Source organism: Hydrogenophaga palleronii NBRC 102513, assembly GCF_001571225.1.
Classification (GTDB): Bacteria; Pseudomonadota; Gammaproteobacteria; order Burkholderiales; family Burkholderiaceae_C; genus Hydrogenophaga; species Hydrogenophaga palleronii.
The window spans coordinates 81,960-103,809 of sequence record NZ_BCTJ01000005.1 but is presented as its reverse complement, the minus strand read 5'-3'; the positions used below and the strand labels follow the sequence as shown (position 1 = coordinate 103,809).

Below are 21,850 nucleotides of genomic sequence, written 5' to 3'. Positions count from 1 at the left end.
GCGAAGACACCGCGCCCGCGCAAGACCATGATGCCGGCATGCCCAGCCCATCGCCCCTGTCCGTGCACGAGGCACCTGCCGAGCTGCAGGCCCTGCACCGGCGCGCGCTGCAAACCCTGGTGGTACCCGATGCGGCGTTCACCGACGCGCTGGTGGACGCCGATTTCCGCTTCACCGGCAGCGACGGCGCCTGGCTGGACCGCACCGATTACCTGGCGCTCCGGTGCGCGCCGGTGCTGCGCAGCGCGGCGTGCAATGGCATCAGCGTGCGGCGGTACGGGCCTGTTGCGCTGCTGCAGGGCACGCTGTTGCAGACGCCGCCAAGCGGTGGCGGTGCACCCACACGATGTCGCTGCACCGATGTGTACCTGCAAAGGGACTCGGCCTGGCGCCTGGTCAACAGCCAGCACACGCCCGTGCAAGACGACGTGCCCACCGTGCCGCCGCCGGGCGTGGCACCGGCCCATGCACCCTGGACCGGACAGGACCCGGTCGGCCCCACGCTGTTGCTGCTGCAGGCGCTGAACGAGCAGTACGTGCAGGCTTACCGCGCGGCCGACGTGGCCTGGTACGCCGCGCACTTTGCGCCCGAGTACAACGCCGTGCAGGACGACGGCACGCTGTCGGACCGTGCCGCGGCGCTGGCCCGCTTCGCGCAAGGCTCCTACGCCACGCACATGCGGTCTTTCCCGGTGGGCCGGGTGAGCGTGCGGTGCTTCCACGACGTGGCGCTGATCCACGCCGAGAACGCCTACACGCTCAAGGACGGGCGCCAGGGCGTGGCTCGCTACACCGACATCTGGCACCGGCAGCCCGGCGGCCGCTGGTTGTGTGTGTCGGCCCACATCACGGAACAGCGCGCGCCGGCGTGAGGGGATGGCCTCTCCGTTGATCGCGCTGCGCGCATTGCACATCATTCGCGCACGGGTTGCCAAGACAGGCCGGTCACCCGCTCCGAAGATGTGGGTGTGTGTCTTGATGCTTCTCCTTCTGTGGCGGGGTGGGGCGATGCCCCATCCACCGCCGCGGTCACCGTCCTCATTGCCGACGACCACGCCCTGGTGCGCGACGGCATGCGCAGCCTCGTGGCCGCCGTGCTCGGCGAGGTGCATTGCCTGGAGGTGGACGACGGTGACGCGCTGATGCGCGCCGCGCGCCGCCACCCCGGCGCGCGCCTCGCGCTGGTGGATCTGAACATGCCCGGCATGGAGCGTGGCGCCCGCCTGGCCGAGCTGGCGCACGTGCACCCGGGCCTGCCGCTGGTGGTGATTTCGGCCCTCACCTCGCCCGACGTGGTGCGGCGCACGCTCGACATCGCCAGCGTGCACGCCTTCGTCCCCAAGAGTGCGCCGTCGGTGCAGATCAGCGCCGCCATCCACGCCGCCTTGCTCGGCCACAAGCTGCCGTTTGCGCACCGTGCGCCGCAGGCGCGGCGGCCCGAGGTGGTGTTGACGCCGCGCATGGAAGAGGTGCGCCAGCTGCTGCGCCAGGGCATGAGCAACAAGCTCATCGCGCGCACGCTGGGCATCAGCGAAGGCACGGTGAAGAACCACATGAGCGAGATCTTCAAGGCGCTGCAGGTGTCCAACCGCACGCAGGCGGCGCAGCTCGACGCCGAGCGTCTGTGAGCCAGGCCACCATCCACGCGGCGCCCGACGAACGCCCGGACCCGGAGGACAGCGCCCACACCGTGGCCTCGCTCTGGGCGCTGCGCGCCTGCGAGCTGCTGTGCGTCTTCATGTTCGCCACCGCGTTGCCGTGGCAGCAGCCGGTGCTGTGGTTCGCGGTCATCGCCGGCATGGGCCTGCTGCGCGGCTGGCACGTCAACCGCCCGGCGTTTCGAAGCCTGCCCAAGTGGCGCCGCCAGCGCGTGTACCGCCGCTACATGTGGGTGCTGATGTCCTTCGTGGGCAGCGCCTGCTGGTTCCTCTACGTGCCGGGCAACGTGCCGATGCTCGCCGTGCTGATGAGCTACTTGCTCGGCAACGCCACGCTGATCGCGGTGCGCCTCACGGGCGACGTGGTGCGCACCAGCGTGGCGCTGTGCCTGGCGGTGCTGCCCACGTCGCTGCGCCTGATCGCCGACGGCCTGCAGGGCCCGCCGCTGCTGGCGATGATGGGCACCGGCGGCGCGCTCATGACGTTGACCATGGTGGTGCTGTCCCGCACGCAGGAGATCGGCGTGTTGCGCCAGGTGGAGCAGCGCCGCCGCGCCGAGGCCGCGGCCAACACGCTGGCGGCGCTGGGCCTGGCCAAGTCGCGCTTCTTCGCCGCGGTGAGCCACGACCTGCGCCAGCCGGTGCACGCCATTGGCCTCTACCTCGCGCCCTTGCAGCGCCTGGCCGAACGCGCGCAGGACCGCGCGGCCTTGCGCGCCCTCGACGGCATCGACCAGTCGTGGCGCGCGCTCGACGAACTGCTCTCGCAGGTGCTGGACCTGACGCGCATGGACTCGGGCGTGGTGCAGGCCGAGCTGCGGCCGACCGAACTCGCGCCGCTGCTGCGGAGCCTGGTGCGCCAGCACAGCGCGGTGGCCGAGGCGGCGGGCGTGCGCATCGTGGCGCTGGTGCGGCCCGACGCTTTCGCGCTGGCCGACGGCCTGATGCTCGGGCGCGTGGTCTCCAACCTGCTGGACAACGCCATCAAGTTCTCCCCCGGCGGCGGCACCGTGCTGCTGGCCTTGCGCCGGGGTGATGGTGACGCTGGTGGCAGCGACGGCCCGCGCTGGCGGCTGCAGCTGCGCGATGCGGGCATGGGCATCGCGCCGGCGGCACAGGCGCGCGTGTTCGAGGAGTTCGTGCAACTGCACAACGAGGCGCGCGATCGACGCCAGGGACTGGGGCTGGGGCTGGCGATTGCACGCCGTCTGGTGCGGCTGATGAATGGCGACATCACCCTGCGCTCGGCGCTGGGGCAGGGCACCTGCATGACGGTGACGCTGCCCCGGGCCGAGCGCCCGCCGGCCACGCCCGACGCCGGCAGCGACGCGCCGCAAGACCCGGTGTCGTTGCCCGGCGCCTTGTTGCCCCTGGCCGGGCCGCCGGCATGGTCCTTGCCCACGCTCGCGATCCAACGGGTGCTGCTGGTGGAGGACGACGCCCTGGTGGCCGGCGCCACGCGAGACCAGTTGCTGGCCTGGGGCCTGCAGGTGCGCCAGGTGCAGACCGCCGCGGAAGCGCTGGAACACGCGGCGTTCGCCGATGCGGCGATCTGCGACGAGCGCCTGCCGCACGCCTCCTCGGGCTTGGAGCTGGCGCTGCAACTGCGCACGCTGGGCCTGCGTGTGCTGCTGATCAGCGGCGAGACACACGCCGCGCTGCGTGCCTCCGCGGCACGGCACGGCCTGCCCTTGTTGATCAAGCCGGTGTCTAGCGCCCGCTTGTTGAGTGCCTTGCAGGCGCTTTGAAGCGCGAAGAACGGGCACGAGAAGCGCACGAAAAGAGGCGCTTGAAAACCCCTCGAAAGATGGCCGGTTCCGGCCCCCGAAGTGCCACGCAGGCATGACCAATTTCACATGGTTGCGCGCACGCTGCGTCGGTAGATTGGGTGCCCTGCTGCACACGTGGTGTGTGTGGCAACACCCAAGGACTCTCCATGAGACTGCTGTTCTCAACCGCCCTCGAATCCCCCCACACCATGCCCACCCTGCCGCTGCCGCAACCCGGTTTGCGCGTGGGGCGTTTTGCCGAAACGCCGCGCACGCCGTGGCAGCGCCGCGCCTTCGCCGCGCTGTGCCGCTGGGCACCGGCCGTGGCCGCGCGTGTGGCCTACCGCCAACTCGCCACGCCGCCGCGCGCGCCCGTCGGCAAGTGGCCGGTGGCCCTGCGGGAACAGACACGCAGCCGCCGCCTGGTGTGCGGCACGGGTGAGATCGTGGTCTACGAATGGGGCCAGGGTCCGGCCGTGTTGCTGGTGCACGGCTGGGGCGGCAACGCCACGCACATGGGCCGCCTGGCGCTGGCGCTGGTGGCCGCCGGGTTCCGCGTCGTGGCCCTCGATGCGCCCGCGCACGGACGCTCGTCGGGCCGCCGCACCGACATGGTGGGGTTTGCCAATGGCGTGGCCGTTGCCGCGCGCCATGCCGGGCCGCTGCACGCGGTGATCGGCCATTCCTTTGGCGCCGCCATGGCGCTGTTCGCCGCCCGCGACTGGGGGCTGGACACCGCACGCCTGGTGCTCTTCAGCCCCTTCCAGCATTGCCACTGGTTTCTTGAGATGTACGCGCAGCACGTGGGCCTCACGCCCGCGGTGCAGCAGCGGGTGCGCGATCTGTTCGAAGAGCGCTACAGCGGGCGCCTGGACCTGAGCCGCATGTCGGTGGTGGAGATGGCGCGCCAGGCGCACCTGCCGTCGCTGCTGGTGCACGACGAAGACGACGCAGAGATTCCGTTCGCGCACGGCCTGGCGTTGGCCGCTGCAATGCCGGCCGCACAGCTCAAGGCCACGCGCGGGCTCGGCCACCACCGCCTCGTGCGCAACCCGGCGGTGATACGCCGCGTGGTGAATTTCCTCGGCCATCAGGAGGCGGTATGAACAGCCATATCGTGGGCACGCGGCCCCACCGGCTGGCCCTCGTGCTCGGCAGCGGCGGCGTGCGCAGCATTGCCGCGCTCGGCATCGCCGAGCGGTTGGCGCGCGAAGGCATCCGGCCCGATCTCGTGGTGGGCTGCAGCTCGGGCGCGCTGTTCGGTGCCCAGGTCGCACAAGGCCGGCACGACCGCAGCGCGCTGCGCCTGGCCACCACCCTGTGGTCGGCCGAACTCACCGAGCAACGCCGCTGGCGCGCCTACCTGCAACTGGTGGCGCCGAAGCTGGCCGGTTTCGGTGCCGGCTTTGCGCTGCGCGACGACCGGCTGATCGCACAACGCATCCGCGCCGCGTTTGGTGATGCTCGGCTGGAGCAACTGCCCACGCCGCTGCGCGTGGCCGCCACCGAAGCCGGCACCGGCTTGCCGGTGGTGCTCACGCAGGGCAGCGTGGTGGACGCGCTGCGCGCCAGCATGGCCGTGCCCATCCTGTTTCCGAGTGTGGACATCGGTGGGCGGAGGCTGGTGGACGGTGTCTTGTCCGACCCGCTGCCCATCGCCGCCGCGGCCGACGCGCAGGTGGTGCTCTCGCTTGGTTTCCTGGGCCGCATGCCGCGCCGCATCGGCCGCGTCTCGCACCTGGTGGCGCAGACCAGCACCACGCTGATCAACAACCTGATGCAGGCGCGCACCCACGCCGCACGCGCCGCCGGGCAGAAGGTGATCGACATCGAGCTGCACCTGAAGCGCCCCGTTGGCCTGTGGGAAACCGCGGCCATGCCTGAGCTGTTCGAGGCCGGCTGGCACGCGGCCGAAACACACCTGCCCGACATCGTGGCCGCGCTGGAGGCGGCATCTGAAACGCCCGCAGCACCTGCACCACCTGCACCGTCGTTTGCGCCGGGCTCGCTGGCCTTCATTCAATGACCGCACCCCCATGGAGCTGAACCGCATGAGCCTGACCACCGTCAACACCGAGCGCTACGCGCAATGCATTGCGGCCTCGCGCCGCGTGCGCTGGGACATCGACCGCGACGTGATCCGCGCGCGCCGCCTCGACCTGTCCAAACCTTTTCTGCCCGAAGGCCTGTCCCGCATCGGCCGGCTCGAATTCCTCACGCCAACGGAGCGCGTGCGCTTGAGCCAGGTGCAGGGCCGCACCTACGCCAACATGTTCGGCCTGGTTGAACGTTTCATCGGCATCCAGATGCTGTCGTGCAGCCGCCGCCACTGGTTTGGCGACCAGGTGGCGCTGGAGGCGCTGGTGCGTTTCTCCGACGAAGAACTCAAGCACCAGGAGCTGTTCCGCCGCATCGAGCGCCTGGCGGCCGACGGCATGGCGCCGGGCTACGCATTCGCGCCCACCGCCAACGCCGTGGCGTCGCAGGTGCTGGAGGCCTCCACCTGGGCGGTGCTGGCGCTCACCTGCCACATCGAACTGTTCACCCAGGTGCACTACCGCCAGAGCATCGAACCCTCGGCCGACATCGCCGAGCTCTACCGCGACGTCTTCCGCTACCACTGGCAGGAAGAGTCGCAGCACGTCATCCTCGACGAGCTGGAGTGGGCCTGCGAAAACGCGCGCCTCACCCCCAGGGCACGCGACGCGGCGGTGGACGACCTGATTGCGCTGGTGGGTGCGATCGACCACATCCTGCAGCAGCAGGCCACCGCCGACGCCCACTACTTCGCGCACAGCAACCCGAGGGCCTTCTCCACCACCGAGGCCGAACGCATCGCGGCCGGTGTGCTGGACGCCTACCGTTGGCAGTACATCGTCTCCGGCATGCAGGTGCCGCGCTTTCGCCAGACGCTGATCGACATGACCACACCGGCGCAGCAACAGCGCATCCAGGCTGCGCTGCTGCCGCTGACGAACTGAAGGCCTGAACCGCGCTCACGCACAAGCCATTCATTCATCCATCCACATTCATCCATCCACATTCATCCAGAGATCTTCAGAGGACAACGCCATGCCCCATCCAACCCACCTTCATCGCCACACGCTCGCGCGCAACATTGCCGGCGGGGCGCTGTTTCTGTGTGTGGCTTTCGCCGGCGCAGCCCGGGCCGAACCCACGCCTATCGAAGCCGCGCACCAGGCCTACCACCAGGGCCAGTACGAGCGCTCGCTCATGCTGTACGAACAGCTCGCCGCGCAGGGCGACACCGAAGCCGCCGAACGCGCAGGCTACATGCTCATGCTGGGGTCGGCGGTGTATGGCACACAACTGCGCGGCGACCCGTCAAGGGCCGCGACCCTGCTGGAACAAGCCGCCAGCGCCGGCCGCATGCACGCGGTGTTTGTGCTCGGGATGATGAACGGCTCGGATTGATGATGCGCAGCGCGCTCACCGCCGCACACCCCGGGCACGGTGATCAGCGCAGGCCGAAGAAGCTCAGCAGCACGGCAATGACGACGACCAGGCCCACGATGTAGATGATGGTGTTCATGAGTTGCTCCTTGAGTTGTGAGCACCATCGTAGGGAGCGGTGGCTGCGCCGAAGGTCGGTCGGCGAGAGGTGTGTTTGTAGGACTGGGATGGCGTGGACGAAGGCGCCATGCCTTGCGCATCCTCTGCGAGAACGCGCCTGCCAGCCTATGGAGCGATCTTCGCAGCTGCAGCAAGCGCAGCCTTGTCGATATCAACGGCGCCTGTGTCCAGTTCATAGGGTTCGCCATTGATTACTTTTCGGAAGATATCAACCGCCGCATCCGTGTAGCGGTGGGTCAATTGAGGCGACTTGTGTCCGAGCTTCAGCGCGATGTGGTACTTGTTATCGGTTGCGGTGATGTCGAAGCCCTTCTCCTCTTTAATGCGGTTGATGATCTTCCTTACCTCGTGCCAAGTGTCGTAGCCGAGCTGTTGACCGACGCCCGTAGCAGCGTATTTGTAGTCGAGATTCACCTTCGAGGGATCAGCTAGCGACGTGACGCCGAACAGCTTCGCGAAGCTCTCACCCGACTCAACAGCGTGCTCCAACTGCTGGAAGTTAATCTCAATGTGCCTCTTCGGGATGTCTGATCGGATCAGCTCGACTGAACGGGCCATCAGTGCTCGTAAGAGCTTTGTGTTGATCTTCTCCAAGTTGCCCGCTTGTCCGAACGCCTTGAACACCCATTCGAAAGAGTTTGCCGAGATGCTCTTTATCCGAATGTTGATGTCTGGCGCAACCGAGATGACGTATTCGCGAGCCGGATTCGACGACTCGTCGATTGTTTCGTCCCACTGCAGAAGGTATATGTTTGGAACAACATCCGTCGTCGTGGCGCGTACCATGCGATACACGTCGTACAGGATTGCCTTGATGTTCGGATCGTCAGCGCGGTAGCCAATGAAGACGAGAGGGTGTTCAATGAAGTACGTCAGTAGTTTTGCGCTTAGATATTTTTGATCCTCGTCGAAGCGCTGGTAGTCGGCTTCATTGACGACAAGCGACTGTGGCAGTGTCCGGCACCCGTGGATTTTGAAGATTTCGCCGATCGCGAGGTAACCCTTCCTCATAATCTGCTGCCCGATGATTGTCTCGTACTCAGGGAACAGGGGCTCAATCACTTCATCGTAGTTCGTCGTGATGATCGCGTGCGCGCTGATGTTCTGCAGGGCCTCTATCTCTGCATCTAGTTCCGGTGAGCCATAGGAGCCTTTGACGTTCGGACCGAGACCCTTGAGCAGATCAGCAATTGCGTGCTTCACGAAGATGTCGGCAGGCGCACTTGCGTCAAAGTAGTCCTCCGGAAAATCGTTTTTACCCTTCCCCCATGCCCATTCTCGATAGAGGTCAGTGAAGATTGAGCCGATTTTCTTTAAGTCGCCGTGATACGTTTGCTTGTAATAGGCAAAGTCCTTGTCGATCAGCGGGCACTTCTTCGCCAGAGCCGTCAGTAGTTCTTCCCAACTCGGCCCACTCGCGTACCGCTTCGAGAATCCGGATCCCACAAATAATATGGGCTGACATTCGGCATCGGCGAGGACCTTCGCAACATCAGTGGTGACCTCTTTTTGGTACTGCTTGTAGTCGATCGGCATGGGTGGTTTTTTCGTTGCCAGTCAATCAGTATTTCCGCCTGACTTCACTTGCAATCAGCCTACGGTCAGACTCAAATTGCCAGTGCCGGTGTGTTGGCGCCAATCACATTTGCGAGGGGCAATAGTACCCTGTCAGCAGCATTGGAGCGTGCAGCTGCCGAGCCACTCGTGATCGAATTCAGTCGATGGCGTTAAAAAGTGATGGCCAGCTATTTCTGCCGAGACGTTACCGGTGCAGGTCGTCCGGACTGTGTTCAACCCTCGGCCCGTATTCACAGATCAATCCAACTCCCTGCTCACAAGCTTGCGGCAACAACTGCAATCGCTGCCCAAAGACCGCGTTGCTACCTTCAGCTTTCGAACATGCGTTCCAAGTGGTTGTGCACAGTGCGATGGCCCCTACCCAGCATGGCGATGTCGAGGCTGGTCTTGCTTTTGCTAGCCAGGCCGGTCCCCTCGCTTTCACGCAGCGTCAGTGCAACCTCAAGCAGACGTAGGGCACTCGCACCGGCTACTCAAACGCCCACCCAGCCCACGCACACCGCAACTGCTATATATTGATTCGCATCGCAAACCATTCAACAGAACCGCATGTCGATCAAATCCATTCTCAAATTCAACGTGGTGGCACTGGCGCTCGTCTCCGGTGGGTCGCTTTTTGCACAGGGCACGCCCATCAATGCAGCGGCGTTTGACGCACTGGTGGCGCAGGGCCCCGTGGCCGATGCGGCGGCCATTGCGTCGAGCACCTGGGCCAGCAAGATCAAGCAGGCCGGCACGCTGCGCCTCGGTGGCACGCAAACCTCGAATCTGTTCTCGCTGCTCAACGAGAAGGACGGCAAGATGCGCGGCTTCGACGCCGGCCTGGCCCAGCTGCTCACGCGCTACATCCTGGGCGAAGGGGGCAAGATCCAGTTCACGCAGGTGAGTTCGTCCACGCGCGAGCAGGTGCTCATCAACGACCAGGTGGACATGGTGTTCGCCACCTACTCCATCACTCCCGCGCGCGCCGAGAAGATCTCGTTCGCCGGTCCTTACTACACCTCGCAGGCCGGGGTGCTGGTCAAGTCGAACAACAAGACGGTGCAGTCGCACAACGATCTGGCTGGCAAGCGGGTCGCCACGCAGGCGGGCTCCACGGGCCCGGCGATCCTGGCGCAGTACGCGCCCAAGGCGGTCGTGCAAGAGTTCCAGACGCACCAGGAAGCCCTTGACGGGTTGCGCCAGGGCCGCGTGGAGGCCTACGTGACCGACCACACGCTGCTGCTCAACGCGCTGAGCCTGGGCACCGGCGACGCGAAGCTGGCGGGCGCGCCATTTGGTGCGCAAGACCCCTATGGCATCGGCCTGCCCAAGGGCTCGGACGGCGTGGCCTTCGTCAACGCGTTCCTGAAGAAGATTGAAGCCGACGGCACCTGGGCCAAGCTGTGGACGATTTCCATCGGCCAACGCACCGGCAGCACGGCCGTGCCGGCGCCGCCCGCCATCCCCTGAACGATGGGTGAGGTTGCCAGGCTTCTGGCCGACCATGGGCCTGCCTTCGGGCAGGCCCTTTTGTTGACGTGGAAGCTCACGTTGTTGTCGTTCGTGCCCGGCTTCGTGCTGGGCATGGTCGTGACGGTGTTGCGGCTCCTGCCGCTGCCGCCGCTGCGTTTCGTGCTGACCGTCTACGTCGAGATCTTCCGCAACATTCCCAGCGTGGCGCTGCTGATCTTCATCGTGTTTGCGCTGCCCGATCTCAACGTACTGATCGACTACGAGCCCGCCGTGATCCTGACCTTGACGCTGGTCTGCTCCGCGTTCACGGCGGACTACCTGCGCTCGGGCATCAACACCGTTCCCGGCGGCCAGGCCGAGGCCGCGCTCAGCCTGGGCATGCGGCCGATGCGCATCATCACGGCGGTGGTGTTGCCGCAGGCGCTGCGCGCGGTGGTGCAGCCGATGACCTCGCTGCTCATCGCGCTGATGTTGTCGACCTCGCTGGCGTCGCAGGTGCCGTTTCCGGGCCGCGAGCTCACTGCGCTCGTGTCCAAGATCGCCACCGACTCCGCCGCAGGCATGGCCGCGTTTACGGTGGCGGCTGCGATGTACGTTGCTACCGGCCTGCTCATCGCCTGGGCGGGCGCCGCCCTGGAAAAGAAGGTGCGGATACTGCGATGAGCCGCTCTCTCGAAGACATTCTGTTTGGCGTGCCAAGCCCGCAGGCGCAGACCCTCACGCGGCTGGTGAGCGTGGCCGCCGCGGCCGTGCTGCTCCTGCTGGCCGCGGGCATCGTGTACCAGTTCCATTCCGCCGGGCAGCTCGAAGCCCGGTACTGGAAGTTCTTCACCTGGTCGACGACATGGACCTTCCTGGCCAAAGGCCTGCTCGGCACGCTGGCGTCGGCGGCGATGGCCGCCGTCATCGCGCTCAGCCTCGGGCTGGTGCTGATGGTGGGGCGCATGGCGCGTTCGAGGCTGGTGCGTTGGCCGAGCATCGCGCTCATCGAGTTCCTGCGGGGCACGCCGACGCTGCTGCTGATCTATGTGTGTTTCCTGGTGCTGCCGTCGGCCGGCATCAAGCTGAGCACCTACTGGATGTTGACCTTGCCCGTCGGCCTGGCCACCGCCGCCGTGGTGGCCGAGGTGTACCGCGCCGGCGTGCTCGCCGTGCCCCGCGGCCAGACGAATGCGGCGCGCAGCCTGGGGCTGACCGAAGCCCAGGTGTTTTTCTCCGTGGTCTTTCCGCAGGCGCTGCGCTACATCGTTCCGGCGCTGGTGGCGCAGCTGGTCATCGTGGTGAAGGACACCACCTTCGGCTACGTCGTCACCTACGGTGAACTCATGCAGAACGCCAAGGTGCTCATCGCCAACTACAGCTCGCTGGTGCCGGTGTACCTGGTGGTGGCGTTGCTCTACTGCCTGGTGAACTACGCGATCTCCAGGGCAAGCAAACGCCTCGGCCGGCCGGTGCACTGAGCGCGGGCGCAGGCCGCGCGCTCATGGCGATGGCGACGCTGGCGCGCGGCCGTGCTTAGCGGCCCACCGCCGAGGCCGCGATGGCCTGGGCCACGCGGGCAATGCCGGCGTCCGACAGATCGTCGGTGGCCACCGGCGTGCGTTGCGCCCACTGGTTGAATTGCGCGCGCTGCGACTTGGCGTAGGCGGGGTCGTAGTGGCGCTGCGCCAGCTCGGCGAAGAGGCTGCGCAGGTCGCCGGCCTGCGCCATGGCTTGCCAGGCGGCCGTCCTTTCCTTGCCGTGCAATTCCTTCAGCAGCGCCAGCTGGCCGGCCAGCCAGTCGGGCCGGTCGCCCAGGTAGGCGTAGTCGCGCAGCAGGTAGTCCAGCCGCGCGGGGAAGCCGGCCTGCACTTCCACCACCGGGCTCTCGCGCATGCGCTCGACAAGGTCGACCGGCACGTTGAGGCGGCCGATGCGGCGGCTCTCGCCCTCCACGTACAGCGGCCGTTGCAGGTCCACACGCTCCAGCACCGCGGCAATGCCGGTCTCGAACGCGGTCTGAGAAGGCTGCGGCCGGTCGGGCAGGGCGCCCAGCAGCGAACCCTTGTGGCAGGCCAGGCCTTCGAGGTCCAGCACCTGTTCGCCCTGTGCGGCCAATGCGTGCAGCACGCGCGTCTTGGCGCTGCCGGTGGCGCCGCAGAGCACGGTGGTGCGCAACTGCGGCGCCAGGGTGTCGATCAGCTGGATCACATGGCGGCGCCAGCTCTTGTAGCCACCGGCCAGTTGCTGCGCGTTCCAGCCCACCAGGCGCAGCCAGGTGACCATGGAGCCGGAGCGCATGCCGCCGCGCCAGCAGTACACCAGGGGTTTCCAGCTGGCGGGCTTGTCGGCGAACTGTTCGCGCAGGTGGCGCGCCAGGTTGCTGGCCACCATGGCGCCGCCCACCCGCCGCGCCTCGAAAGCGCCCTGTTGTTTGAACAGCGTGCCGACGATGCGGCGTTCTTCGTTGTCCAGCACCGGGCAGTTGATGGCGCCCGGGATGTGGTCGATGGCGTACTCGGCGGGCGAGCGCGCGTCGATCAGCGCATCGTAGTCAGCCCGGTCGGTGACCCGCACCGGTCCCTTCATGGCCGGATGGTCAGGCCGGGTGTGCTGTCGGCTTGCAGGTGGCCGATCACCGCCGCGCCACCGAAGCCCTGGTTCTGGAACAGCGCCAGCACCGCGTCCACCGCATCGGGCGCGCAGCTCACCAGCAGGCCGCCACTGGTTTGTGGATCGGACAGCAGGGCCTGGGCCAGGGGCGGCAGCGCCGGGTCGAGTTGCACGGCGGTGCCATAGCCGGCCCAGTTGCGCCCGGAGGCGCCGGTGATGCAGCCCTGCGCGGCCAGATCCAGCACACCCTCGATCAGCGGCACCGTGCTCCAGTCGATCACGGCACGCAGGCCCGCGCCGCGCGCGAGTTCCAGCGTGTGGCCCGCCAGGCCGAAGCCGGTGATGTCGGTCAGGCCGTGCACACCGTCAAGCGCGGCCAGCGCCGGGCCGGGCGTGTTGAGCTGGGTGGTGGTGGCCACCATGCGCTGGTAGCCCGCGGCGTCCAGCTGTTCTTTCTTCAAGGCTGCAGACAACACGCCCACGCCCAGCGGCTTGCCCAGCACCAGCACGTCGCCCGCGCGCGCATCGCGGTTGCGCCGCACGCGGTCGGGGTGCACCAGCCCCAGCACCACGAGGCCGTAGATGGGCTCGACAGAGTCGATGGTGTGGCCGCCGGCGATGGGAATCCCGGCGAGCTTGCAGACGTCCTGGCCGCCGCGCAGCACCTCGCCGATCACCTGCACCGGCAGCGCGTTGACCGGCATGGCAACGATGGCCAGCGCCATGATGGGCTTGCCTCCCATGGCATAGACGTCGCTGATCGCGTTGGTGGCGGCGATGCGGCCAAAGTCGTAGGGGTCGTCGACGATGGGCATGAAAAAGTCGGTGGTCGCCACCAGCGCCTGCTCGTCGTTGAGCCGATAGACCGCCGCGTCGTCCGACGTCTCGATGCCCACCAGCAACTCGGGCGGAATGATGCCGTTGGCGCTGTGCTGGAGGATGCTGGACAGCACACCCGGCGCGATCTTGCAGCCGCAACCGCCGCCGTGTGAAAAGCTGGTGAGGCGCAGTGGTGCCGCGGGCGAGGAGGTGTGGGGGGATGAAGCGGTCATGGCGCATTGTCGCCATGCAAGGCGCCCCGTCAAACCGACTCGCCAGCGCCTGCCTGTGTGGGCCCCTGCTGCGTTCAATCCTGCGGCAACAACTTTCCTGCAATCGCCGCCGCCGCAGATCGCGTTTCCACCCCCAGCTTTTCGAACACATGCTCCAGGTGCTTGTTCACCGTGCGGTGGCTCATGCCCAGGATGTCGGCGATGTCGCGGTTGGTTTTGCCTTTGGCCAGCCAGGACAGCACTTCGGTTTCGCGCGGCGTCAGGGCGATCTCGCGCAGGCGTTGGGCGCTCGACCCGGCGGCGCTGGCGCTGGCGCTGGCGCTGTCGGCTGGCGTCAGGGTCAGCAGCAGCATGGATTCGCCCAGGTTGCCCTGGCCCATGTGGCGTGCCAGCAGGCGGCCCTGGCGCCCGCCGAGGTCGCGGGTGGTTTCGTTGTGCAAGACCGCGGCGCCCAGCCATTCGCGGCTGCGCTGGCCGGCGTCGGCGCCGTTGCCGAAGGCCAGTTCCAGCCAGGCGGTGGCCTGCGGTGAGCGCCAGGCCATGCGGCCCTGGGTGTCCAGCACCACGGTGCCCATGCCGGCCACGTCCACCGCTTCCTGCGCCAGGCGCGCCACGCGCGCGTTGCGCACATGGGTGGCCAGTCGCGCCATCACCTCGGGAATGCGCAGCGGCTTCACCACATAGTCCACGCCGCCGCAGGCAAAGCCGCGCAGGATCTGCTCGCTTTCCGACAGGCCGGTCATGAAGACGATGGGCACGTGCGACCAGGCCGGTGTGGCCTTGATCTTTTCGCAGAAGGCGAAACCGTCCATGCCGGGCATCACCGCGTCGAGCAGCACGCCGTCGGGCACCGCGACTTCGAAGCGCTCCAGTGCTTCGTCGGCATCGCGCGCGGCCAGCACCACATAGCCTTCGGCCACCAGCGCGTCGCCCAGCATGCGCAGGGTGTCCACCGCGTCATCCACCACCAGGATCACCGGTTGGCTCGCCGGTGGTGGCGACGGAGGGGAAACAGGTTCAATGCTCGATGTCATCGTCGGTCAACTCCGCGGTGTCTCTGAGGTATTCGATCAGGGTCTGAAAGTCGAAGCGGTCGGCGCACGACTGCAGCAGCACCAGCGTGGCGGCGTGCGCGGGGTAGGTGGTCTGGGCCTGCCGCAGGCGTTGGCGCAGCGCGGCGGCCTGGCCCTGGCGCGCCAGGCGTTGCAGCTCTTCGCGCAGGTCGTCGGGCAGGGGTTGGCCGGTGATGCGGTGGCGCGCCACTTGCACCGGTGTGGCGGCCGGCGCCTGCTCGGTCACCCATTCGAGTGCCAGCGCGAACCGCAGCGCGTCGAGCAGCTCGGACTCGGTGATGGGCTTGGCGACGAAGGCCTGGCAGTCCAGCGCGGTGAGTTGTTCGGGCCGGTTGTCGAACAGGTTGGCCGAGACGAACACGATGGGCAGGCGCTCGGGTGGCAGCAGCTTGCGCACTGCGGCGGCGGTCTGCCAGCCGTCCAGGCCGTCCATGGTCAGGTCGAGCAGCAGGCCGTCGGGCGCGTGCTGTTCGATGATCTCCAGGCACTCCTGGCCGCTGGCCGCTTCGCGCACCACGAAACCCAGCGGCACCAGGATGCTGGCCAGCAGCTGGCGGTGCAGAGGCTGGTCGTCCACCACCAGCAGGGTGCGGCGCGGACCGAGGTAGCCGGTGATCGCGCGCAGGGTGGAGGGGATCGGCAGCGGATGCTTGGGGTCGGACGGAATGGGTGGCAGGTACAGCCGCAGCGAGAAGGTGCTGCCGTGGCCGGGCCGGCTCTTGAGCAGCAGCTCGCCGCCCATCATGTCGGTCAGCAGGTGGGTGATGGTCAGGCCCAGACCGGTGCCGCTGTCCAGCGCACGCCGGCCCGCGCTGCCTCGCTCGAACGGCAGGAAGATGCGCTGCTGGTCGCGCGGCGCGATGCCGATGCCGGTGTCCACCACGTCGATGCGGGCCACTTGCTGGCGGAAGTCCAGCCGCAGCGTGATCTGGCCCTCGTCGGTGAAGCGCACCGCGTTGCTCAGCAGGTTGATGAGGATCTGCCGCAACCGCTTGGCGTCGGCGCGCACCCAGGCCGGCAGTTCACCTTCCTGCAGCACCACGAAGCGCAGGCCCTTCGCCTCGGCCTGCGGGCGCACCATGCGCCCCACGTCTTCCAGCAACTGGGCCAGCGGCAGTGGCACCGGGTCCAGCTTCAGGCGGCCGGCCTCGATGCGGGCAAGGTCGAGCGAGCCGTCGATCAGCGCGTGCATGTGCTGCCCGCTGCGTTGCATGGTGGCGATGGTCTCGCGCACCCAGACCGAGAGGTCGTGGTTCTTCAGCAGGATTTGTGCATAGCCCAGGATGCTGGTGAGTGGCGTGCGCAGCTCGTGCGTCATGCCGGCCACATAACGCGTCTTGGCCTGGCTCGCGGCCTCGGCCCGGTCGCGGGCGGACTGCAGTTCGGCATCGGTGCGGCGGTGGGCGTCGATCTCCTGCGTCAGCAACTGGGTTTGCCGTTCGGACTCGTCCTGCGCCATGCGCCGGCTGTCGGTGGTCAGAACCACCCACCAGGCACACACCGCGGCCAGCAGCACCAGGAAGGCGTAGATCTTGAGAAGTGGCGACTGCAGCGCCTCGGCCGGCGCGTGCAGGCTCTCCTGCACATACACCATGCCGATCAGGAAGGCCATGACCGCGCTCAGCGACAGCCAGACCGCGAGGAACTGCCCGGCACGGAAGTTGACGCGCACCACCATGCCCTGCGGCAGCACGGCGGTGAGCGCGCCGCGCAGCTGGTCGATGGCGCGCGAGTTGCTCTTGCAGCGGTCGTGGCAGCGCGATTCGAGCGAGCAGCAGAGCGAGCAGATGGGTGCGCTGTAGGCCGGGCAGCTCGCCATGTCGTCGGCTTCGAACCGGTTCTCGCACACCGCGCAGCGCACCACTTCGCCGGGTGCCCAGTCGCTCGACGGCTGGCGCGCCAGGTAGTAGCGGCCCTGGGTGGCCCAGGCGATCAGCGGCGACAGCAGCAGCGCCAGGCCGAGTGCGATGAAGGGCGAGAACGCTGCGGCGTATTCGCCCATGACACCCGTGTAGGCGAGGCTGGCGACCAGCGCGGCGATCAGCATCGAGCCCATGCCGACCGGGTTGAAGTCGTACAGGTAGGCGCGACGGAACTCGATGCCCTTGGGGCTCAGGCCCAGCGGCTTGTTGATGATGAGGTCGGCCACCAGCGCGCCGACCCAGGCAATCGCCACGTTGCTGTAGACACCCAGCACCTTCTCCAGGCCGGCGAACACGCCCAGCAGCATGAGCAGCGTGGCGATGCAGACGTTGAACACCAGCCAGACCACGCGGCCGGGGTGGCTGTGCGTGACGCGGGCGAAGAAGTTGCTCCAAGCCAGCGAGCCGGCATAGGCATTGGTGACGTTGATCTTGATCTGTGCCAGCACCACGAACACCACCGTCATCACCACCGCCAGGCCGGGGTGGCCCACCGCCTCGGTGAAGCCGGCCAGGAACATCTGCGTCGGCTCCGAGGTGCGTTCGGGGTTGACCTCGAACTGCATGGCGGCAAACGCGAGGAAGGCGCCGCCCACCATCTTGAGCATGCCCATGACGATCCAGCCCGGCCCCGGAATCAGCACCGCCATCCACCAGCGCGCGCGGTTCTGCTTCGTGCGCTCGGGCATGAAGCGCAGAAAGTCCACCTGCTCGCCGATCTGCACCACGAGCGAAAAGATCACCGCCGCGGCGGCGCCGAACATCAGCGGCTGGAAGCTGTTGCTGCCCGAGCGGATGCCGGTGAGGCTGGTGAAGTCGCGGTACAGCTGGGGCTGCGAGAGCGCGATCCACACGAAGGGCAACAGCAGCAGGAACAGATAGAGCGGCTGCGTCCAGGCCTGCAGGCGCGAGATCAGCGTGATGCCGCGGATGGCCAGCGGCACGATCACCAGCGCCGAGACCAGGTAACACCAGGGCAGGGGCCAGCCGGTCGCCATCTCCAGCGCGAGCGCCATGATGACCGCCTCGATGGCGAAGAAGATGAAGGTGAACACCGCGTAGATCAACGAGGTGATGGTCGAGCCCAGGTAACCGAAGCCCGCGCCGCGGGTGAGCAGGTCCATGTCCAGCCCGTAGCGCGCGGCGTAGTAGGCAATCGGCAGGCTGGTGAAGAAGATGATCAGGCCCACCACCAGGATCGCCCACATGGCGTTGGTGAAGCCGTAGTTGACGGCGATGGCGCCACCGATGGCTTCCAGCGCCAGGAAGGACAGCGAGCCGAACGCGGTGTTGGCCACCCGCCACTCGCTCCATTTCCGGAAGCTGCGCGGGGTGTAGCGCAGGGCGTAGTCCTCCATGGTTTCGTCGGCCACCCAGGAGTTGTACTCGCGCCGGAAGCGAAAGATTTTCTGCGTGGCAACGGGTTTGGCGGGCTCGGGTGAGGGCATGCCCAGCACGCTAGCAAGAACCATCCCCGCTCGCCAGACGGGCTCTCTACGTTATTTGACGTATGGGCTGATGCAGGGGCTTTCCCTAGTCTTCAACCCCAGTCGGCAGCCCGCCGGTCTCACAGTCCACAACGTCCTGGAGCCCCTCATGAAGCACCTCTCCGAACCCCACGCCGTCTCCCTCGAAACGCCCGAAGCCAGCCGCCGCCGTGTGCTGCAGATGCTGGGCGCCGCCGGCCTGGCCGGCCTGCCGGCCTGGAGCTTTGGCCAGCCCACCGCCTCGGTGAACACCACCAAGCTGGCGGTGACCGACACCGAGGTCACGGTCGGCATCCTGCACTCGTCCACCGGCACCATGGCGATCTCGGAAACCGGTTCGATCCAGGCCGAGCAGCTCGCCATCGACGAGATCAACGCCATGGGCGGCATCCTGGGCCGCAAGATCAAGGTCATCAAGGAAGACGGCGCCTCCGATTGGCCCAACTTCGCCGAGAAGTCCAAGAAGCTGCTCATCAACGACCGCTGCGCCGCCGTCTTCGGCTGCTGGACCTCGGCCTCGCGCAAGGCCGTGCTGCCGGTGTTCGAGAAGGAAAACGGCCTGCTGTACTACCCCACCTTCTACGAAGGCCTGGAGCAGTCCAAGAACGTGATCTACACCGGCCAGGAAGCCACGCAGCAGATTCTGTACAGCCTGGACTGGGCGCAGAAAGAGAAGAAGGCCAAGACCTTCTTCCTGATCGGCTCCGACTACATCTGGCCGCGCACCTCGATGAAGATCGCGCGCAAGCACATCGAGAATTTCCAGAAGGGCAAGGTCGTCGGCGAGGAGTACTACCCGCTGGGCAGCACCAACTTCGGCTCGCTGATGAACAAGATCAAGCTGCAAAAGCCCGACTGCATCTTCTGCGCCGTGGTCGGTGGCTCCAACGTGGCCTTCTACAAGGCGCTCAAGGCGGCCGGCATCACCGGCGACAAGCAGCTGCTGGTGACGCTGTCGGTGACCGAGGACGAAATGACCGGCGTGGGCGGTGAAAACTTCGCCGGCTTCTACTCGTCGATGAAGTACTTCCAGACGCTCGACAACGAGAACAACAAGAAATTCGTGGCCGCCTTCAAGGCCAAATTCGGCAAGGACGCGGTGATCGGCGACGTGACCCAGGCCGCCTACCTCGGCCCCTGGCTGTGGAAGGCCGCGGTGGAAAAAGCCAAGAGCTTCGACGTGGCCAAGGTCGTGGCCGCTTCGCCCGGCATCGAGCTCAAGACCGCGCCGGAAGGCTACGTGAAGATCGATGCCAACCACCACCTGTGGAGCAAGTCGCGCATCGCCATGGGCATGCCGGACGCGACCTTCAAGGTGGTCTCCGAGTCGCCGGACCTGATCAAACCCGATCCGTTTCCCAAGGGTTATCAGTAAGCCCACTCCCGCCACGGCGCAGCAGCGCCGTGACCCCCTCAAGGGGGCGATGCGTGCGGACCGGGAAACCCGGATCCGCCGCATCCTGGACTTGAGCTTCTGCTCTCGTTGCCTTTTCTTTTGCCTGGAGAGTCCTCATGGACATGAGTTTCAACGACTTGCTCAACATCGGCCTGATGCAGGGCTTCGCCGGCCTCAGCCTGTTTGCGGTGCTGCTGCTCATGGGCCTGGGGCTGGCCATCATCTTCGGGCAGATGGGCGTGATCAACATGGCGCACGGCGAGTTCATGACCATCGGTGCCTACACCGTCTTTCTGGGCTCGACATTGGCCAACGCCATCAGCCCCGGCGCGGTGGCGGCGTACTTTCCGTTCGCCATCCTGGCCGCTTTTCTCTTCGCCTTCATCGCGGGCTGGCTGGTGGAGTGGGCGCTGATCCGCCACCTCTACAAGCGCCCGCTGGACACGCTGCTGGCCACCTGGGGCATCAGCCTGGCGCTGCAACAGTGCTTCCGCACCTTCATCGGGCCGAAGGAAGTGAGCCCCACGCTGCCCGACTGGCTGCTGGGTTCGTGGGCACCGGCCGAAGGGCTGGACATTCCCATCAACGGCATGTTCGTGCTCGCACTCGCCGCAGTGGTCACGGCCGGCGTGCTGATCGCGCTGCACAAGAGCCGCTGGGGCCTGCGGGTGCGCGCCACGGTGAGCAACCGCGTGATGGCCAATGCCATCGGCATCGACACGAAGAAGACCGACCGCCTGACCTTCGCCATGGGTTGCGGCATCGCCGGCGTGGCCGGTGCGGCCTTCACCACCATCGGCTCCACCGGCCCGACCTCGGGTTCGCTCTACATCGTTGACGCCTTCCTGGTCGTCACCTTCGGCGGTGCGGCCAGCCTGCTGGGCACCGTGGTCTCGGCCTTCGGCATCGCCCAGACGCAGTCGATCTCCGAGTTCTTCATGGCCGGCTCCATGGCCAAGATGCTCACGCTCTCGCTGATCGTGGTGATCCTGATGTTCCGCCCCCAAGGCTTGTTCGCCAGCAAAGTCCGTCGCTGATTTTTTTGCACCCGGAGTACGTTCATGAACGCCCTGAAAGCCTGGATCAACCGCTACCAGCTCGCCAGCCTGGTGCTGCTCACGCTGCTGCTGGCGGTGGTGCTGCCGCTCAGCCTCGACATCTTCCGCCTCAACCTGGTCGGCAAGTACCTCACCTACGCCTTCGTCGCCATCGGCCTGGTGATGCTCTGGGGCTACGGTGGCGTGCTCAGCCTGGGGCAGGGCGTGTTCTTCGGCCTGGGCGGTTACGCCATGGCGATGTTCCTGAAGCTGGAGGCCTCGGACCCCGAGAGCACCAAGATCCAGTCCACCCCCGGCATTCCGGACTTCATGGACTGGAACCAGATCACCGAGCTGCCCGGCTTCTGGGTGCCGTTCAAGAGCTTTCCCTTCGCGCTGGCCGCCGTCATCGTGGTGCCGATGCTGCTGGCCTGGATCATCAGCTTCGCCATGTTCAAGCGCCGCGTGGGCGGCGTGTATTTCGCCATCATCACGCAGGCCGTGGCACTCATCCTCACCGTGCTCATCATCGGCCAGCAGGGCTATACCGGCGGCGTGAACGGCATGACCGACCTCAAGACCCTGATGGGCTGGGACACGCGAACCGACAGCGCCAAATACATCCTGTATTACGTCTGCGTCGGTCTGCTGGTGCTGTCCATCGTGCTGTGCCGTTGGGTGCAGACCAGCAAGCTCGGTACGCTGCTGCTGGCCATGCGCGACAAGGAAGACCGCGTGCGCTTCTCGGGCTACGACGTGGCCGACTTCCGCATCTTCGTGTTTTGTCTCGCGGCTGCGCTGTCGGGCATCGGTGGCGCCATGTTCACGCTGCAGGTGGGCTTCATGTCGCCGAGCTTCGTGGGCATCGTGCCTTCGATCGAGATGGTGATCTACGCCGCCGTGGGCGGACGCATGAGCCTGGTGGGTGCGGTGTATGGCGCGCTGCTGGTCAACGCCGGCAAGACCTTCTTCTCCGAGAGCTTCCCGGACGCCTGGCTGTTCCTCATGGCCGCGCTGTTCATCGGCGTGACCATGGCCTTCCCGATGGGACTGGCCGGCCTGTGGGAAAGCAGGATCGTGCCGTGGTGGAAGTCGCGTCAGGCCGCGCTGCGCGAAGCGTCTGCCGCCCGGCCCCAGCCGCCCTCGCCACCCCCACACGCCCCAATGGCGAAGAGCAACCCGCCTGCGGTGGACGTGACGCTGCCCGATGGCACCCGCGGCCAGGGCGTGTGACCAC

The 21,850-nt window shown here is 66.8% G+C and carries 18 protein-coding genes; 13 read left to right on the top strand and 5 right to left on the bottom strand.

The features are described from left to right. The first annotated feature begins 38 nt into the window (after positions 1 to 38). The 7 genes from HPA01S_RS23320 (at position 39) to HPA01S_RS05980 (ending at position 6,862) form a co-directional block, all read left to right on the top strand. Positions 39 to 872 carry a nuclear transport factor 2 family protein gene (locus HPA01S_RS23320; protein WP_169801506.1) on the top strand — a complete coding sequence of 278 codons (834 nt, stop codon included), beginning with the start codon at positions 39 to 41 and terminating at the stop codon, positions 870 to 872. 120 nt (positions 873 to 992) lie between these two features. After that, entirely contained in the window at positions 993 to 1,628 is a 636-nt protein-coding gene (locus tag HPA01S_RS06005) for a response regulator transcription factor (RefSeq protein WP_066267839.1), read from the top strand. Beyond that, entirely contained in the window at positions 1,625 to 3,406 is a 1,782-nt protein-coding gene (locus tag HPA01S_RS06000) for a hybrid sensor histidine kinase/response regulator (RefSeq protein WP_066267837.1), read from the top strand. The genes HPA01S_RS06005 and HPA01S_RS06000 overlap by 4 nt, the downstream gene beginning before the upstream one ends. A 188-nt stretch (positions 3,407 to 3,594) precedes the next feature. Beyond that, positions 3,595 to 4,533 (top strand): alpha/beta hydrolase, encoded by a 939-nt coding sequence (locus tag HPA01S_RS05995; RefSeq protein WP_066267835.1) that lies wholly within the window; start codon positions 3,595 to 3,597, stop codon positions 4,531 to 4,533. Continuing rightward, positions 4,530 to 5,453 carry a patatin-like phospholipase family protein gene (locus HPA01S_RS05990; RefSeq protein WP_066267833.1) on the top strand — a complete coding sequence of 308 codons (924 nt, stop codon included), beginning with the start codon at positions 4,530 to 4,532 and terminating at the stop codon, positions 5,451 to 5,453. The genes HPA01S_RS05995 and HPA01S_RS05990 overlap by 4 nt, the downstream gene beginning before the upstream one ends. Before the next feature lie 25 nt (positions 5,454 to 5,478). Next, positions 5,479 to 6,408, top strand: coding sequence for a hypothetical protein (locus HPA01S_RS05985; RefSeq protein WP_066267983.1), 930 nt, complete (start codon positions 5,479 to 5,481; stop codon positions 6,406 to 6,408). 91 nt (positions 6,409 to 6,499) lie between these two features. Next, the gene (locus HPA01S_RS05980) at positions 6,500 to 6,862 is read left to right on the top strand and encodes an SEL1-like repeat protein (protein WP_066267830.1); all 363 of its coding nucleotides are present in this window, start codon (positions 6,500 to 6,502) and stop codon (positions 6,860 to 6,862) included. Between the two features lie 264 nt (positions 6,863 to 7,126). Here HPA01S_RS05980 and HPA01S_RS05975 read toward each other — a convergent pair whose 3' ends face one another. Then, positions 7,127 to 8,557, bottom strand: coding sequence for an SIR2 family protein (locus tag HPA01S_RS05975; protein ID WP_066267828.1), 1,431 nt, complete (start codon positions 8,555 to 8,557; stop codon positions 7,127 to 7,129). 591 nt (positions 8,558 to 9,148) lie between these two features. Here HPA01S_RS05975 and HPA01S_RS05970 point away from each other — a divergent pair. From HPA01S_RS05970 to HPA01S_RS05960, 3 genes are read left to right on the top strand one after another with little or no spacing between them, the layout of a single operon-like run. After that, complete coding sequence (locus tag HPA01S_RS05970; protein ID WP_066267826.1) at positions 9,149 to 10,051, top strand: glutamate ABC transporter substrate-binding protein; 903 nt, start codon at positions 9,149 to 9,151, stop codon at positions 10,049 to 10,051. 3 nt (positions 10,052 to 10,054) lie between these two features. After that, positions 10,055 to 10,717 (top strand): amino acid ABC transporter permease, encoded by a 663-nt coding sequence (locus tag HPA01S_RS05965; RefSeq protein WP_066267822.1) that lies wholly within the window; start codon positions 10,055 to 10,057, stop codon positions 10,715 to 10,717. Beyond that, positions 10,714 to 11,514 carry an amino acid ABC transporter permease gene (locus HPA01S_RS05960; protein ID WP_066267820.1) on the top strand — a complete coding sequence of 267 codons (801 nt, stop codon included), beginning with the start codon at positions 10,714 to 10,716 and terminating at the stop codon, positions 11,512 to 11,514. The genes HPA01S_RS05965 and HPA01S_RS05960 overlap by 4 nt, the downstream gene beginning before the upstream one ends. Before the next feature lie 55 nt (positions 11,515 to 11,569). Here the strand turns inward: HPA01S_RS05960 and mnmH are convergent, their stop codons facing one another. From mnmH to HPA01S_RS05940, 4 genes are all read right to left on the bottom strand, one after another. Further along, complete coding sequence (mnmH, locus tag HPA01S_RS05955; protein ID WP_066267818.1) at positions 11,570 to 12,622, bottom strand: tRNA 2-selenouridine(34) synthase MnmH; 1,053 nt, start codon at positions 12,620 to 12,622, stop codon at positions 11,570 to 11,572. Then, on the bottom strand, positions 12,619 to 13,698 hold the full coding sequence (gene selD / locus HPA01S_RS05950; protein ID WP_066267816.1) for a selenide, water dikinase SelD: 1,080 nt from the start codon (positions 13,696 to 13,698) through the stop codon (positions 12,619 to 12,621). Before selD ends, mnmH begins: the two co-directional genes overlap by 4 nt. A 74-nt stretch (positions 13,699 to 13,772) precedes the next feature. After that, entirely contained in the window at positions 13,773 to 14,732 is a 960-nt protein-coding gene (locus HPA01S_RS05945; RefSeq protein ID WP_066267810.1) for a response regulator transcription factor, read from the bottom strand. Then, on the bottom strand, positions 14,716 to 18,165 hold the full coding sequence (locus HPA01S_RS05940) for a hybrid sensor histidine kinase/response regulator (protein WP_370670981.1): 3,450 nt from the start codon (positions 18,163 to 18,165) through the stop codon (positions 14,716 to 14,718). Before HPA01S_RS05940 ends, HPA01S_RS05945 begins: the two co-directional genes overlap by 17 nt. A 124-nt stretch (positions 18,166 to 18,289) precedes the next feature. On the opposite strand from HPA01S_RS05940, the gene urtA reads away from it, so the two are divergent. The 3 genes from urtA to urtC all read left to right on the top strand — a co-directional run bounded on the left by urtA (position 18,290) and on the right by urtC (position 21,846). Next, a complete protein-coding gene (gene urtA, locus HPA01S_RS05935) occupies positions 18,290 to 19,555 on the top strand; it encodes an urea ABC transporter substrate-binding protein (RefSeq protein ID WP_066267807.1) in 1,266 nt (421 codons plus the stop codon). 143 nt (positions 19,556 to 19,698) lie between these two features. After that, complete coding sequence (urtB, locus tag HPA01S_RS05930) at positions 19,699 to 20,613, top strand: urea ABC transporter permease subunit UrtB (protein WP_066267980.1); 915 nt, start codon at positions 19,699 to 19,701, stop codon at positions 20,611 to 20,613. Positions 20,614 to 20,637: 24 nt separating this feature from the next. Beyond that, entirely contained in the window at positions 20,638 to 21,846 is a 1,209-nt protein-coding gene (urtC, locus tag HPA01S_RS05925; protein ID WP_066267806.1) for an urea ABC transporter permease subunit UrtC, read from the top strand. The last annotated feature ends 4 nt before the right edge of the window (positions 21,847 to 21,850 follow it).